We start from the raw sequence: 14083 nt of genomic DNA on the forward strand, positions 1-14083 counted from the left end.
CCGCTGCAAAGCTTCGCGGCACGGGGTTTCAGGTCTTCTTGCCCTGCCTCGCTACGAGGTCAGGGCCTTACCGGGACTGAGCGTAAGTGGACATCCACTCTCCATTGGGATGGGCGTCCTATAGGCGAAAGCGGCTGAAAAGGCCAGCCTGCGGCTTTGCGCTTGTCTCTTTTGGCGGTTTGCACTAGCGAGAATGCACATCAAAATATGCATTTTTGCATATTCCGCAGTTTTCAATTTGCAGGCCCCCCATGTCTCTGATCGATACCCGCACGCCCGACGCAAAACGCCTGATCCCCGGCGCCACCGGTGACTGGGAAATCATCATCGGTCTCGAAGTGCACGCGCAGGTCATCTCGGAAGCAAAATTGTTTTCCGGCGCTTCGACCGCTTTCGGTGCGGCCCCCAACGCCAATGTCAGCCTGGTCGATGCGGCAATGCCCGGCATGCTGCCTGTCATCAACGAGGAGTGCGTCAAACAGGCGATCCGTACCGGTCTCGGGCTGAAGGCGCAGATCAACCACAAGTCGGTTTTCGACCGGAAGAACTACTTTTATCCCGACCTGCCGCAGGGCTACCAGATCTCGCAGTTCAAGCAGCCGATCGTCGGCGAGGGCACGGTGATCGTGTCAGTCGGCCCCGACCGCCAGGGCGAATTCGAGGACATCGAGGTCGGCATCGAGCGGCTGCATCTGGAACAGGATGCCGGCAAGTCGATGCACGATCAGCATCCGACCATGTCCTATGTCGACCTCAACCGCTCCGGCGTGGCTCTGATGGAGATCGTCTCCAAGCCTGACCTGCGTTCCGGCGATGAGGCCAAGGCCTATGTCACCAAGCTGCGCACCATAATGCGCTATCTCGGCACCTGCGACGGCAATATGGATGAAGGCTCGCTGCGCGCCGACGTCAACGTCTCGGTACGCCGGCCCGGTGGCGAGTTCGGCACCCGCTGCGAGATCAAGAACATGAACTCGATCCGCTTCATCGGCCAGGCCATCGACTTCGAGGCGCGCCGCCAGATCGCCATTCTCGAGGACGGCGGCAAGATCGATCAGGAAACGCGCCTGTACGATGCCGTCAAGGGCGAGACGCGCTCGATGCGCTCGAAGGAAGAAGCGCACGATTACCGCTATTTCCCCGATCCCGATCTGCTGCCGCTGGAATTCGATAAGGCCTATGTCGATGCTTTGGCCAAAGGGCTGCCGGAACTGCCCGACGACAAGAAGGCGCGGCTCATCTCCGCGCTTGGCCTCTCGACCTACGACGCTTCGATCCTGGTGTCGGAAAAGTCGGTCGCCGATTATTTCGAGAAGGTGGCCGCCGGCCGTGACGGCAAGCTCGCCGCAAACTGGGTCATCAACGATCTGCTCGGCCAGTTGAACAAGGTGGGCAAGGACATTGAAAATGCGCCGGTTTCGCCCGATCAGCTCGGCGCGATCATCGACCTGATCAAGGACGGCACCATTTCGGGCAAGATCGCCAAGGACCTGTTCGAGATCGTCTGGAATGAAGGCGGCGACCCGCGCCAGCTGGTCGAAAGCCGTGGTATGAAACAGGTCACGGACACCGGCGCCATCGAGAAGGCGGTCGACGAGGTGATCGCGGCCAATCCCGACAAGGTGGAACAGGCGCGCGCCAAGCCGACCATGGCCGGCTGGTTCGTCGGCCAGGTGATGAAGGCGACGGGCGGCAAGGCCAACCCGCAGGCGGTCAACGACCTCGTCAAGGCCAAGCTCGGCATCGAGTAAGGCCATGTTCGTCCGCACCGCAGGCGAACGCGATCTCGCTGCCATCCGCGCACTGTTGGTTGAAACCTGGCACGCGACCTATGACGCGCTCTATGGCGCTGCCAAGGTCACCGAAATCACCGATGCGTGGCACTCGATCGCCTCGTTGAAGGCGCGGCTGAGCAAGCCGAACAGCGAGTTCCTCGTCGCCGATGACGGCAAGCGTATTGGCGGCGTGGCCTTTGCCGAGGGCATTGGTAGCGGAGAAGAAGTTGTCCTGAAACAGCTCTACGTGCTTCCAGCCCTGCAGGACAGGGGCATCGGCGGCATGTTGCTGGACGAGATCATCGAGAGTTTTCCGGAAGCCCGCGCCATCCGCCTGGAAGTGGAGGCGCAGAACGCCCGCGCCATCGCCTTCTACGAAGCCAACGGCTTCGTGCGATCCGGCGATGCCGGCGAGCACGCGGGTGCCTCCGGCGAGCCGACACTGGTCTACATCAGGCCTCTTGCCGGCTGATTCCTTCGAAGTCGACCTCTCTTGATCACCTTCGCGCGAGCGGCGCCGCATGCGCCCGTTTTCGTTTGACGGCCTGATAGCCCCGCACCAAAGCTGCAGGCGCTGACCGCGCGGAAGCCGGAATGGACCGGCACGCCGGGTAGCGCTGGGGGAAATCATGCCAAGCTTGCCGGAACTGATGCCGACGCAGGTGTCGCAAGAAACTTTTGGTGGCGTCACCTACCACATAGCGGGCGAACTGGTGCCCGTGCTTTCGGTCGATGTGACGCAAATGCCGGTCTATTTCGAGCATCACATCCTGTTGTGGAAGAACTCGACCATCACCATCGGCCTGAAATCGCTGAAAGGCGCCCTGAAGCGCATGATGGCCGGCATGCAGATCTTCGTCACCGAGGCGTCGGGAGCGGGCATCATCGCCTTCAGCCGTGATGGACCCGGCCACATCGTGCCAATCCATCTCAGGCGTGGCGAGGAGATCCAGGTGCGCGAACACCAGTTTCTCGCCGCCACCGGCAATGTCGACTACACATTCGAGCGTGTGCGCGGCCTGGCGACGATGCTGTTCGGCCAGAGCGGCTTCTTCATCGACCGCTTTCGCGGCGATGGCGGCGATGGCATCGTCTGGCTGCATGGCTACGGCAATGTCTTCGAAAAGACGCTTGCCGCCGGCGAGACCATCGACATCGAGCCGGGCGGCTGGCTGTTCAAGGATGCCTCCGTCAGGATGGAAACCAAGATCGACCGCCTTTCGAGCGGCTTCTTCGGCGCCAATATGAATTTCATCGTCAACCGCTTCACCGGTCCGGGTCGGGTCGGCATTCAGTCGATGTATCTGCATATGCCGACCGAGGAATAGGCTCGAGGAGGATATGGATCAGCGCTGGCGAACCGCCGCAGTCGTACCAGCCGGCGCGGCATAACCGACGGGACTCCGCATCGGCGGCGAAGTCCCTATCGGTCCATTCGGGCATGCGTCATTGTCGCATTTGCTGCGCCGGATGACGACGGATATTCAGGGACATGACCAAACTGTCGCGCATTGTAGCCCTGGCGCTGCTCGCCATCATCGTTTTTGCAACCTTGTCGCCGATCCAGGTGCGACCGCACATAGCCGATGCGAATGTTGAGCGCGCCTTGGCTTATGTGTTGCTTGGCCTCGCCGTGGCACTCGGCTTCCCCAATCGCCTGTATCAAGCCGTGATCTTCGTGGTTGCGACCGCAGGCATACTGGAATTGCTTCAGATCATCGATCCCAGCCGTCACGCACGTCTCATCGATGCCCTTGTGAAGGCCTTTGCCGGAGTGGCTGGCATCGTGGCGGGACAACTGCTCGTCAGGACCGGCGGACGAAAGAGCGAGAGCTAGCGCAATTCCAGGAAAAGTGTGAGCGGTTTTCCGTCCGGAATTGCGTCAAAACAAAGAGTTAGCGCGGCGGCAAACCGCCGCATTGTCACCTAGACGGTGGGAACTTCCACATTGTCGATGAGCCGCGTCTTGCCAAGCCAGGCCGCGGCAAGCACACGCCCGGCGTGGTCGCGGCGCCAGGGCGCAAGCGTCAGGCTTTCGCGGGCCTCGACATAGTCGATCTTCTGGAAGCCGGCAGCGATAAGGGCTCGGCCGGCTTCTCCGGTTGCGTCGTCCTGGTGCGTGCCGGCCGCCAGTGCGGCTGCCGCCCTGCGCAGGATCGCGTTGAGCTGGCGAGCGACAGCGAGTTCAGCCTCGTCGAGATAGGCGTTGCGTGATGACATGGCCAGGCCATGCGCGTCGCGTATGGTCGGGGCGCCGATGATCTCGACGGGAAGGTCGAGGTCGCGGCAGAGCTGTCTGACGACGCAAAGCTGCTGGTAATCCTTCTCGCCAAAGACCGCACAGTCAGGCGTCGCCTGCAGAAAAAGCTTGGCCACCACGGTGGCGACGCCCTCGAAGAAGGTGGGGCGGAAGTCCGATTCGAGCCCGGCGGACGGGCCGCCGACCGAGATCCTGGTGGCAAAGCCGGCGGGATACATCGCGCCGACCGTCGGCGTGAAGGCGAGATCGGCCTTGACCGTCGCCAGCAGGTCGAGGTCGCGGGCGAGCTGGCGCGGGTACTTGTCGAGATCCTCGCTCGGCGCGAACTGCGCCGGGTTGACGAAGATCGACACCACGCAGCGCTCGGCTTTTTCCCTGGCGATCCTGATCAGGGAGAGATGACCCTCATGCAGCGCGCCCATGGTTGGCACCATGGCGACGCGCAGGCCGTCGCGCCGCCAGTCACTGACCTGCGCGCGAAGTGCAGCGACGCTGTCGACGACCTCGGGACGGCTCATGATTCGTCCCCGCCGTTTAAGTCCGAAGAGGCTTTTGAACCCGAAAAGACATGGCCAGGGCCGGGGAAAGTCCGGTCTCGCACCTCCGCTGCGTAGCGCTCGGCGGCGTTCGCGATCACGCCGCGCAGGTCGGCATATTCCTTGACGAATTTCGGCACGCGATCGACGGTCAGCCCGACCATGTCGTCGATGACCAGGATCTGGCCATCGCAGTCGCCGCTGGCGCCGATGCCGATGGTTGGAATGGCGATGCGGCGTGTGATGTCGGCGGCGACCGCCTCGATGGTGCCTTCGATGACCACGGAGAACGCGCCGGCCTTTTCGACGGCACGCGCGTCCGCCATAAGCGCCACGACAGTCTCGTCCGTGCGGCCCTTGATCTTGTAGCCGCCATCCTTCTCCACCGATTGCGGCAGCAGGCCGATATGACCCATGACCGGAATGCCGGCGGCGACGATTGCCGCAATCTGCCCGGCCATGTCGACGCCACCTTCAAGCTTCACCGCTTGGCAGCCGGTCTCGTCAACGATGCGCTGCGCGCAGGCCACGGCCTGTGCCGCCGAATCCTCGTAGCTGCCGGCCGGCATGTCGACGACCACGCAGGCCCTGGCCGAGCCGCGCATCACCGCTTGCCCATGCGCGATCATCATCTCCAGCGAGGCGCCGAGCGTCGTCTCGTGACCATGCAGGACCATGGCGACGCTGTCGCCGACCAGAAGCAGGTCGACATGCGGGTCGAGCAGGCGGGCGACTGGATAGGTGTAGGCGGTCAGGCAGACCAACGGGATGCCGCCCTTGCGGCGACGAATCAGCTCGGTGCCGATGCGAATGTCGGTGGTCGGCAGTTTCGTGGCCAATCGTCACCTCCCTCGGCCCATGGCTGGATTGGATATCCGCATGGGCGCGCTGAGCTTTAGAAAGAGCCGAAAGGCTTGGCAAGCGCACATCCTGTGCCTCTCGGGATCAAAGGCCTGTGTCGGTACCCCGGCGCGCCATTTGCGCGCTCCCCGTGGCAAAACCCTTGCCTTCCCGAAGGCCTGACGCCATAAGCAGGAAACAGGCGCCGCCAGCGCAAAGGGCTCTGAGATGAAGACTTTCCTGACGCAGTTTTTCACCTGGTGGAACAGCCAGACGCTGGGAACACGTCTGCACACCTGGCGGTACGGCAAGAGGGTCGGCCAGGACGAGGTCGGCAATGTCTATTACGAAGGTGGCATCGATTCGGAAGGTCGCACGCGCCGCTGGGTCATCTACCGGAACTATTCGGAAGCTTCGGCCATACCGCCCGGCTGGCATGGCTGGATCCACCACCGCGTCGATCTCGCTCCGGCCAGCGAGGACTACAAGCCGCGCGACTGGCAGAAGCCGCATCAGCCCAATCTGACCGGCACGCCGGCGGCCTACCGCCCGAAGGGCTCGGTGCTGACCAATCAGCATCGCCCGCAGGTTACCGGTGACTACGACGCTTGGACGCCCGGGTCGTAACGCCCCCGGCTTGTACGACGCCCCGACTTTGTCTCAGCACGAAGTGTAGGCCGGTCCTTTATCGCCACAATTGGTGTTTAGCTGCTTGCTGATCAGAAAACGGCGACTAGCCTTGGCGATCGACGGAATCACCCGGGCGCGAACCACCGGTACCCCTATATGAGCTTTTTCAATCGGATATCGACGGGCGGTCTGACGCTAGCCGCCGGCCTCGTCGTCAGCACCGCGGCCTTTGCGGCTTCGCCCGCACCGGCGACACCCGCCGCTCCCGCACCGGCCGCGCCCGCGGGATCGGATCGCATCACCAATCCGGTCGCCGAGTTCGCCGGCATCGACAAGATCACCGGCCGCATCATCACCTTCGACGTCTACATCGATGAGACCGTGCAGTTCGGCGCTTTGCAGGTGACGCCGCGCGTCTGCTATTCCCGGCCGCAGAACGAGGAGCCGAAGACCGATTCCTTCGTCGAGGTCGACGAGATCACGCTCGACCGCAAGATCCGCCGCATCTTCACCGGCTGGATGTTCGCCGAAAGCCCGGGCCTCAACGCTGTCGAGCATGCCGTCTATGACGTCTGGCTGAAGGAATGCAAACAGAAGTCCGATGTGCCGGCGCCAGATGCCACCAAGGCCGATACCACCAAGGCTGACGCTTCGAAGCCGGCCGCGACCGAACCAGCCGCCGCCAAGCCTGCGGCCAGCCCGGATGCGGAACAGTCCGATCCCGCCGAACCGGATACGTCAGGCACCAACTAATCCCTGGGAACCGTCGTGGCCACCATGCGTTGGACCACAGACGACCGCGCATCGATGCGCCCGGAGGATATTTCGATGTCGGACAGCAAGCGAATCACGGCCAGCAAAAAAGAACTGCTGGAACTTGAAAAAGGGTTCTGGACCGGCGATGCGGCCTATTACGCCGCCAATGCCGATACGGAATGCCTGGTGGCCTTTCCGCGAATGGCGAAGGCCATGGACAATGCCGACTTGGCCAAGACCGCGACCAAACCCAACCGCTGGCGCGATCTCAATATCGAGCTCAAGGGAATAATCGAGCCTGGCAGCGACATCGTCATGCTGACCTACGAGGCGCATGCGACACGCGAGAACGGCGAACCCTACGCCGCGCTGGTCAGCACCGGCTATGTCCATCGCGTCAACGGCTGGAAGATGATGTTCCATTCGCAGACGCCGCTGGAGACTGCAGCGAAGAGCTGATCCTCTGGTGGTCCGATGGATAGTTCACTCGGTGATGTGTATTCCATGCTCGGAGAGAGCAGCCATTATGTCTTCGATCTCGGCTGAACTGAATTCGCGCTTGGGAAGCAGTTGGTTGAGCTGACCCATTGTGACGTCTCTGCCATTTTCGATCAGCGCTTGAACAATTGGCCGCATATCCGCTCGAAGGTGGTTTTCGCTCGACATCGAAGCTCCCCAGTCACGGAAAGAAGATCGCCTCGCCCTTCAACGCATCGGCGAGCATTCTCTCATACTTGCCGCGTGGCACGTCGACAGCCCCGAAGCGCTTGAGGTGCTCGGTGGTGAATTGCGTATCAAGTAGAGCGAAGCCGCGTGCCTTCAAGCGCTCGACCAGATGCACGAGGCAGATCTTCGACGCATCCGTCTCCTTGGAAAACATGCTTTCGCCGAAGAAAACCCGTCCAAGCGACACGCCGTAGAGACCGCCGACCAACTGGTCCCCGCGCCAGGCCTCGACCGAATGGCAATGGCCCATGCGGTGCAACTGCACATAGGCCTCGCGGATCGGCGCGTTGATCCAGGTCGATCGCCGCTCCTCGCGCTTTTCGGCACAGCCGTCGATCGTCGCTTCGAAATCGAAGTCGAAACGGATGTCGAACAGGTTTTTGCGGATCGTCTTCCTCAGGCTTTTGGGCGTGTGGAACCCGTCGAGCGGGATGATGCCGCGCGTCTCCGGCCGCACCCAGAACACTTCTGGGTCGCTGGCGCTTTCGGCCATCGGGAAGACGCCCGAAGCGTAGGCCTTGAGCAGAAGGTCGGTGGGAATGCGATAGCCGGGCGCGTAAGGACGGGTCATCGCGTCCCCGGACTACTCTTCCTTGGCCAGGTATTTTTCCAGCCAGTGGATGTCATAGTCGCCATTGGCGATGTCGGCATTGCCGACCAGATCGCGAAACAGCGGCAACGTCGTCTTGATACCGTCGACGACGAATTCATCCAGCGCCCGGCGCAGCCGCATCATGCATTCGACGCGGTTGCGCCCATGCACGATCAGCTTGCCGATCAGGCTGTCGTAATAGGGCGGGATCTTGTAGCCGGAATAGACGCCGGAATCGACACGAATGCCGAGACCGCCTGGCGTGTGGAAATGCGTGATGGTGCCGGGCGAGGGGGTGAAGGTGCGCGGATCCTCGGCATTGATGCGGCATTCGATGGCGTGGCCATTGAACTTGATGTCTTCCTGCCTGACGGAAAGGCCGCCGCCGGAAGCGACGCGGATCTGCTCATGCACGAGATCGATGCCGGTGATTGCTTCCGTCACCGGATGTTCAACCTGCAGGCGTGTGTTCATCTCGATGAAATAGAACTCGCCATTCTCGTAGAGGAACTCGATCGTGCCGGCGCCGGAATAGCCGAGATCGGCAATGGCCTTGGCGCAGATGCCGCCGATGCGGGACCGTTCCTCGGCGTTGAGCGCCGGCGAATTGGCCTCTTCCCAGACTTTCTGGTGGCGCCGTTGCAGCGAACAGTCGCGCTCGCCGAAATGCACGCCGCGGCCAAAGCCGTCGCCGAACACCTGCACTTCGATATGGCGCGGCTTCTGCAGATACTTCTCGATGTAGACGGCGTCGTCGCCGAAAGCGGCGCCTGCTTCCGAGCGCGCCGTCTGCAGAGCGACCTCGAGGTCGGCCTCGGTGTGCGCGACCTTCATGCCGCGTCCGCCGCCGCCGGCGGAGGCCTTGATGATCACAGGATAGCCGATTTCGGCGGCAATTCGCTTGGCTTCCTTCTCCTCGGTCACCGCGCCGTCGGACCCGGGCACGACCGGGATGCCGAGGCGCTTGGCGGTGCGCTTGGCCTCGATCTTGTCGCCCATGACGCGGATATGGTCGCCGGTCGGGCCGATAAAGGTGATGTTGTGCGCGGCCAGTATGTCGGCGAACTTGGCGTTCTCGGACAGGAAGCCATAACCCGGATGTACCGCGTCGGCGCCGGTGATCTCGCAGGCCGCGACGATCTGATGGATGTTGAGATAGCTGTCGCGGGATGGCGGCGGGCCAATGCAGACGCTCTCGTCGGCAAGCCGCACATGCATGGCGTCGGCGTCGGCGGTCGAATGCACCACCACCGTCTGGATGCCGAGTTCCTTGCAGGCGCGCAGCACCCGAAGCGCGATTTCGCCGCGATTGGCGATGAGGATCTTCTGGAACATCCGGCCCGCTCTACTCGATCACGACGAGCGGCATGCCGTATTCGACCGGCGTGGCATCCTCGAACAGGATCGCCGTTACCGTGCCGGCGCGCGGCGAGGGGATCTGGTTCATCGTCTTCATCGCCTCGATGATCAGCAGCGTCTGGCCTTCCTTGACCGTCTGGCCGACCTCGATGAACGGCTTGGCGTCGGGCGACGGCGCCAGATAGGCGGTGCCGACCATTGGCGAGGCCACCGCGTTCTTCGACACGTCGACCGTGGCCGGGCCGGCCGCGACCGCGGGCTGGGCTGCTGCCGGCGCATAGCTGGGCTGGGGCGCCGCGATCGCATGGACGGCAGGGGCCTGCCGCGACACGCGCACCTTCAGGTCGCCCAGTTCAACCTCGATCTCGGTCAGGTTGGTGTCGTTCAGTATGCCCGCCAGATCGCGGATCAGTTGCTGGTCAACACCGGTCTTCTTTATCGACATTTTCGAGCCTTCTGTTTGTTGGCCGGTCATAGGCGTGCGGCCAGCGCCTGTAGCGCCAGCGTGTAGCCGAGCGGCCCAAAGCCACAGATCATGCCGACGGCGACCGGCGCGACCATGGAGACGTGGCGGAATGATTCCCGCGCATGGATGTTGGAAAGGTGAACTTCGGCGACCGGCAGCGGTGCGACCGAACGGATGGCGTCATGGATGGCGATCGAGGTGTGGCTGTAGGCGCCTGGATTGATGACGATGCCGGCAGCCTTGTCGCCGGCTTCCTGGATCCAGTCGACAAGGTCACCCTCATGGTTCGACTGGCGGAAATCGATCTCGAGCCCGAGCGACGCGCCGGCCTGCTTGCAGTCGTCGGCGATCGCGGCAAGCGTCTTGCCGCCATAGATGCCCGGCTCGCGCTTGCCGAGCGCGTTGAGATTGGGACCGTTCAGCACGAAAACCGTTTTCAAAAAAACCGACCTTTTCCCGCGCCGGTATCAAACCGGCGCGCTGGGCCTCTATACCGGGCATAGTCGTCCGCGAAAAGAGCGCAAGTGCGTTCTTTCACTGTCCACAACAGGCAGAAATGCGCCCGTGAAGAAAACCGCGGGCCGATCAAAGCGCGGCTTTCGCCGCCTTTATCTTTTCCGCCAACACGTCCTGCCCGAGAGCCCCGAACACGACCTCGTTGCCGACGACGTAGGACGGCGTTCCGGTGATCGCCAGCTTGTTGGCAAGATCGTAGGTCTTGGAGAACGCCTCGGGGATCGAAGCATCCTTCATCTTCTCGCGCAGCGTCGCCTCGTCGGCGCCCAGCGAAAGCGCGACCTTGATCGCGGCCGCCTCGGTGGCGCGTCCCTGGCCGCCGAGCAGCGCATTGTGGAACTCGCCGTACTTCTCCGGCATCATCAGGTGGAACGCCATCGAAACGACGCTCGCTTTCTGCGAATCCGGGCCGAGGATCGGGAATTCCTTGAGCACGAAGCGCAGATCCGGATCGGATTTGGTCAGCGCCCGCATGTCCTCGATGGCGCGTTTGCAGAAGCCGCAATTGTAATCGTAGAACTCGACGATCGTCACCTTTCCGTTCGGATTGCCGACGACGCCGTCGAAGGCGGAGTTGAAGATCTGGTCCTTGGCGCCCTTGATGACGCCGAGCGAGGCGATGCGCTGCTCTTCCTTCTGCTTGGCCTCGAGCGCGTCCTGCACTTCGAGCAGCACCTCGGGGTTCTTCAGGAGATAGTCACGGATGATCCCCTCGACCTCGGCACGGTCGATCTTGGTATCGGCGATCGTCTGGACAGGCTGCGCCGTACCGGCCTTGGCCATCTGTGGGCTGCCGGCCACGAAACCGAAAGCCAGCATGGCAAGGACGACAGCGACCCCCGTGGTGCCCAGCAGCAGTGCCTTTTTCATCGTTCTCGTTCCTTTTGCCTGTTTCCTGGTCCGGCTGTGTCGCAGTGCGTGACCGGAAGGTTCACTAGATCTTGTTTGACGATTTGTAGTTTATGATGTCCTGGGCGCGTATCCAGCGCGGCTCGCCGCGCTTCATCTGCTGCTGCGCCCGCATGGCGAAGATCTTCGCATCCTTGTAGTTACCGGAATAGAAATGACCTTCCGCGGTGGCAAGCTCGGCGCCCGGTATGTCACCCAGCTCGCCATAAGCCTGCGCCAGGTAGCGATAGCCGGCGGAATTTTCCTTGTCGCGTCCCAGGCCATTGTTGATCTGCACGACGGCTTTTTTCAGCGAGTCAGGCGTGCCGACCGCCATCAGCGCCTGGCCGAGCGAGACAGGCAGCAAGCCGGACCGCGCCTGATCGAGGCTGACCGCCTTGGCGTAGGCTTCCGCCGCGTCCTTGGGCTTGTTGGCCTTCATCAGGATGTCGCCGCGCAACTCCTGGAAATAGGCATTCTTCGGCTGCGCCTTGATCAGGGCATTGGTCTTGGCGAGTGCGCCGGCGATGTCGCCGTAGAGGTAGGTCGATTGGGCGTCGCCATACTGCCCGGCGAGGCTGCCTCTCATCTTTTGCATGAGCCGCGCGGCGGTGGCCTGGCCTTCCATGTAGACGGCGATCTTCACCCGCATCATGTCATGGCGCTGCTGCAAGGCCGGCGGGTCGGGCTTGTCGACATTGGGGCTCTGCTTCACCAGCACTTCGAGATTGGCGATGCGCTCCTGCGGCATCGGATGGCTGATCCGATAGGGATCGACTTGCGCACCCGACAGCGACAGCGCGGTCTGGAAGCGCCGGAACGTCTTCAGCATGCCCATGCCGGACTGGCCGGTGGCGTTGAGATAGGTGATGGCGGAGCGGTCGGCCGTTATCTCCTCGGTGCGCTGGTAGGCGAGGATGCTGCGCTGTGCCATCTCGCCGCCACCGGCGGCCACGCCCATGCCGGCGCCGGCAAGGCCGCGGCTGTTGGTGGTCGCGCCAGCGACCATCGCGCCCGCGCCAAGCAAGGTCGCAATGATGGCCATCGTCTTGGCGCGCTCGAGCTGGTCACGCAGTTTCTGCTGGTGGCCGCCGGCGATATGGCCGGCCTCGTGCGCGATGACACCGATGATCTCGTTGGGTGTTTCCGCCGTCATCAGCGCGCCGGTGTTGATGAACAGCCGTCGCCCGGTGACGAAAGCGTTGAAGCTGGAATCATTGACCAGGACGATGTCGATGCCGTCATTCGCCAGCCCTGCCGCCTTGAAGATCGGCCGCGCATAGTCGCGCACCAAAGCCTCGATCTCGGCATCTCGCACCACCGGAACGCTCTGAGCGAAGGCGGTGACCGAACTTGCCACGCCAACGGCAAGGCCAAGCGAAAGCGTCGTGAAAACACGCGCAATCCTGGCAATCGTCGATCTGGGTCGGCTCAACATGACGTGTCCACTGGTAGACGAGCGGGCGAAAGATGAAAAGTCGGCACCGGAAAACTTCCTCAACTTGTGATCCTCACATCAATCGGGCATTTGTGCGGCGCATGTATTCGGGGGCGTGGTGCGCCAAACCGTCGGGATAGGGATAAAATGGTCGTTTCGCTCTCACGTCGTGGCAATGTCGAGCCATTCCACGCCATGGATGTGCTGGCCGAAGCCAACAGACTGAAGGCGCAAGGCGTGCCGGTGATCTCCATGGCGGTCGGCCAGCCGTCCGACCCGGCGCCCGCGCGGGTTCGCGCCGCCGCGGCCGAAGCCTTGCAGGTCGGCCGCATCGGCTACACCGACACACTGGGGCTGGCCGGCCTGCGCAAGGCGATCGCCGCGCATTACGCGGATCACTATCGGCTCGAAGTCGAGCCCGCCCGGATCGCGGTGACCACGGGTTCGTCGGCGGCCTTCAATCTCGCCTTCCTGGCGATGTTCGATCCGGGCGATCGCGTTGCCATCGCGGCACCCGGCTATCCCGCCTATCGCAATATCATGGCGGCACTCGGCATCGATGTGGTCGAGATCGAACTTGGCGACGCAGCCTATCTGCATGCCGGTCATCTGGAGGCCGCGCATCGCGAGAAACCTCTGAAAGGTGCGCTTTTCGCGAGCCCCGCCAACCCGACCGGTGCGATCATACCGGCCGACGAACTGTCGGCGCTGGTCGACACGGCGGAGACACTGGGCATCGCCGTCATTTCCGACGAGATCTACCACCGGTTGGCCTATGGCGCGCCTGACACCACCGCACTTGCCTTCGGCAACAGCGTCACGGTGATCAATTCCTTCTCGAAATACTATTGCATGACCGGCTGGCGCATCGGCTGGATGGTGTTGCCGGAAGCGCTCGTGCGGCCGGTCGAACGCATCGCCCAGAGCCTCTACATTTCGCCTCCCGAACTGTCGCAGATCGGGGCTATCGAAGCCTTTGCCGCGACCGAAGAGCTGGAAGCGATCAAGGGCCGCTATGCCTGGAACCGTGAACTGCTGATGAAACGCTTGCCGGAACTCGGCTTCCCGCTGGCCGCGCCCATGGACGGCGCCTTCTATGCGTTTTGCGATGTCACCCGCCACAGCAATGACAGCATGGCCTTCGCGCGCAAGATGCTGGCCGAGGCGCATGTCGCGGCGACGCCCGGCCGCGACTTCGACACCCAGGCCGGACATCGCACGATGCGGTTTTCCTATGCCGGCAGCCACGACGACATGGTCGAGGCGATGGCGCGCATCGAACGCTGGTTGAGGTAGCCCCG

At 62.7% G+C, this 14083-nt stretch carries 17 protein-coding genes; 8 read left to right on the forward strand and 9 right to left on the reverse strand.

The genetic code is table 11. From position 1 onward, the window contains the following. Positions 1 to 251 precede the first annotated feature (251 nt). From gatB to ACLGL5_RS22160, 4 genes are all read left to right on the forward strand, one after another. Positions 252 to 1751: an Asp-tRNA(Asn)/Glu-tRNA(Gln) amidotransferase subunit GatB gene (gene gatB / locus ACLGL5_RS22145; protein WP_069092036.1), complete on the forward strand. Its 1500-nt coding sequence runs from the start codon at positions 252 to 254 to the stop codon at positions 1749 to 1751. 4 nt (positions 1752 to 1755) lie between these two features. After that, the gene (locus ACLGL5_RS22150; protein ID WP_069092037.1) at positions 1756 to 2247 is read left to right on the forward strand and encodes a GNAT family N-acetyltransferase; all 492 of its coding nucleotides are present in this window, start codon (positions 1756 to 1758) and stop codon (positions 2245 to 2247) included. 157 nt (positions 2248 to 2404) lie between these two features. After that, on the forward strand, positions 2405 to 3103 hold the full coding sequence (locus tag ACLGL5_RS22155; RefSeq protein ID WP_069092038.1) for an AIM24 family protein: 699 nt from the start codon (positions 2405 to 2407) through the stop codon (positions 3101 to 3103). Between the two features lie 164 nt (positions 3104 to 3267). Next, the gene (locus ACLGL5_RS22160; protein WP_019857893.1) at positions 3268 to 3612 is read left to right on the forward strand and encodes a hypothetical protein; all 345 of its coding nucleotides are present in this window, start codon (positions 3268 to 3270) and stop codon (positions 3610 to 3612) included. Positions 3613 to 3701: 89 nt separating this feature from the next. Here ACLGL5_RS22160 and panC read toward each other — a convergent pair whose 3' ends face one another. Together panC and panB are read right to left on the reverse strand one after the other, a co-directional pair. Next, positions 3702 to 4553 carry a pantoate--beta-alanine ligase gene (gene panC / locus ACLGL5_RS22165; RefSeq protein ID WP_064982839.1) on the reverse strand — a complete coding sequence of 284 codons (852 nt, stop codon included), beginning with the start codon at positions 4551 to 4553 and terminating at the stop codon, positions 3702 to 3704. Continuing rightward, positions 4550 to 5410, reverse strand: coding sequence for a 3-methyl-2-oxobutanoate hydroxymethyltransferase (panB, locus tag ACLGL5_RS22170; RefSeq protein ID WP_069092039.1), 861 nt, complete (start codon positions 5408 to 5410; stop codon positions 4550 to 4552). The genes panC and panB overlap by 4 nt, the downstream gene beginning before the upstream one ends. Positions 5411 to 5639: 229 nt before the next feature. On the opposite strand from panB, the gene ACLGL5_RS22175 reads away from it, so the two are divergent. From ACLGL5_RS22175 to ACLGL5_RS22185, 3 genes are all read left to right on the forward strand, one after another. Further along, positions 5640 to 6038, forward strand: coding sequence for an NADH:ubiquinone oxidoreductase subunit NDUFA12 (locus ACLGL5_RS22175; protein ID WP_010909204.1), 399 nt, complete (start codon positions 5640 to 5642; stop codon positions 6036 to 6038). A gap of 159 nt (positions 6039 to 6197) precedes the next feature. Beyond that, positions 6198 to 6794 (forward strand): DUF2155 domain-containing protein, encoded by a 597-nt coding sequence (locus ACLGL5_RS22180; RefSeq protein ID WP_019857896.1) that lies wholly within the window; start codon positions 6198 to 6200, stop codon positions 6792 to 6794. Positions 6795 to 6869: 75 nt separating this feature from the next. Continuing rightward, positions 6870 to 7256, forward strand: coding sequence for a hypothetical protein (locus ACLGL5_RS22185; protein ID WP_069092040.1), 387 nt, complete (start codon positions 6870 to 6872; stop codon positions 7254 to 7256). A 24-nt stretch (positions 7257 to 7280) separates the two neighbouring features. Here ACLGL5_RS22185 and ACLGL5_RS22190 read toward each other — a convergent pair whose 3' ends face one another. The 7 genes from ACLGL5_RS22190 to ACLGL5_RS22220 form a co-directional block, all read right to left on the reverse strand. Next, a complete protein-coding gene (locus ACLGL5_RS22190; RefSeq protein ID WP_019857899.1) occupies positions 7281 to 7463 on the reverse strand; it encodes an RNA polymerase sigma factor region1.1 domain-containing protein in 183 nt (60 codons plus the stop codon). A 13-nt stretch (positions 7464 to 7476) separates the two neighbouring features. Beyond that, positions 7477 to 8094 (reverse strand): leucyl/phenylalanyl-tRNA--protein transferase, encoded by a 618-nt coding sequence (gene aat / locus ACLGL5_RS22195; RefSeq protein WP_038646560.1) that lies wholly within the window; start codon positions 8092 to 8094, stop codon positions 7477 to 7479. Between the two features lie 12 nt (positions 8095 to 8106). Next, on the reverse strand, positions 8107 to 9450 hold the full coding sequence (gene accC, locus ACLGL5_RS22200) for an acetyl-CoA carboxylase biotin carboxylase subunit (protein ID WP_069092041.1): 1344 nt from the start codon (positions 9448 to 9450) through the stop codon (positions 8107 to 8109). Between the two features lie 10 nt (positions 9451 to 9460). Further along, a complete protein-coding gene (accB, locus tag ACLGL5_RS22205; RefSeq protein WP_038646562.1) occupies positions 9461 to 9919 on the reverse strand; it encodes an acetyl-CoA carboxylase biotin carboxyl carrier protein in 459 nt (152 codons plus the stop codon). Between the two features lie 26 nt (positions 9920 to 9945). After that, positions 9946 to 10380, reverse strand: coding sequence for a type II 3-dehydroquinate dehydratase (gene aroQ, locus ACLGL5_RS22210; protein WP_019857903.1), 435 nt, complete (start codon positions 10378 to 10380; stop codon positions 9946 to 9948). A 145-nt stretch (positions 10381 to 10525) separates the two neighbouring features. Then, a complete protein-coding gene (locus ACLGL5_RS22215) occupies positions 10526 to 11326 on the reverse strand; it encodes a DsbA family protein (protein ID WP_019857905.1) in 801 nt (266 codons plus the stop codon). Between the two features lie 64 nt (positions 11327 to 11390). Further along, a complete protein-coding gene (locus tag ACLGL5_RS22220; protein WP_083246728.1) occupies positions 11391 to 12782 on the reverse strand; it encodes a tetratricopeptide repeat protein in 1392 nt (463 codons plus the stop codon). Between the two features lie 147 nt (positions 12783 to 12929). On the opposite strand from ACLGL5_RS22220, the gene ACLGL5_RS22225 reads away from it, so the two are divergent. Next, positions 12930 to 14078, forward strand: a complete 1149-nt coding sequence (locus ACLGL5_RS22225) for a pyridoxal phosphate-dependent aminotransferase (protein ID WP_069092043.1) — start codon at positions 12930 to 12932, stop codon at positions 14076 to 14078. Positions 14079 to 14083: the final 5 nt, after the last annotated feature.

The sequence above is a fragment of the Mesorhizobium sp. U510 genome, assembly GCF_059180695.1.